The sequence below is a fragment of the Paraburkholderia sp. BR13444 genome, assembly GCF_040948755.1.
Lineage (GTDB): Bacteria > Pseudomonadota > Gammaproteobacteria > Burkholderiales > Burkholderiaceae > Paraburkholderia > Paraburkholderia youngii.
In genome coordinates, this window is sequence record NZ_JBFPKM010000049.1 from 1 (window position 1) to 816 (window position 816).

Annotated in this window: 1 protein-coding gene; it reads left to right on the top strand. The window is 58.3% G+C overall.

Going from position 1 to position 816, the window contains the following annotated elements:
• Positions 1–121 precede the first annotated feature (121 nt).
• Positions 122–816: IS5 family transposase (locus AB3X95_RS38920; RefSeq protein ID WP_368624003.1), on the top strand; the 695-nt coding region annotated here is incomplete at its 3' end.

The window sequence follows — 816 nt, forward strand, 5'->3', positions numbered from 1 at the left end:
GTCGGGTCTGAAAAATTCGAAGAGCCCTGTGCAACAAGGGTTTAAAGCGGAAAGTGGTTGATGCATTTGCAGGAACCTGGCATTTTATGGGTAATTTCCTGCAAATTCTGTCGAGGTCTGGATGGGTCCGAAAGCAGTGGTGAGCGAAGGCGATTTGTTCCGGCATCCTCTGCGCGAGCAGATCAACCTGAAGCATCCGCTGGTGCGTCTGACCGATCTGATCAACTGGGATGGATTGAATGCGTCGATGAGCGCAAGCTTCGTCTCTCGCAAAGGTCGGCCGGCCACCTCACCGAGGTTGATTGCTGGTTTGTTGTATCTCCAGCATGCGTTCGATCTGTCGGACGAGGAAGTGGTCTGGCAATGGGCGGAAAATCCGTATTGGCAGGTCTTTACGGGCGAAACGTTTTTGCAGACCGAGCCGCCGATCGATCCGTCGAGCCTGACCCGCTGGCGCAAGCGTCTGGGCGAAGCCGGAGTTGAAGAACTGCTGGCCGAGACGATCGAAGCGGCGAAGCGCGCGGGCGTTATCAAGGCTTCAAGCGCAAAGCGCGTAATCGTTGACACGACGGTCATGCAAAAGGCGGTCGCCCATCCAACCGATTCGCGTCTGCTCGAACGGTGTCGCGAACATCTGGTGAAGGCTGCGGCACGGCACGGGTTGAAGCTGCGGCAGAACTACAACCGCGACGCGCCGCACCTGGCGCGTCAGATTGGCCGCTACGCGCATGCGAAGCAGTACAAGCGCATGAAGAAGGCGCTGCGCACGTTGCGCTCGCGCGTTGGGCGGGTGATGCGTGATGTCGAGCGTCAGCT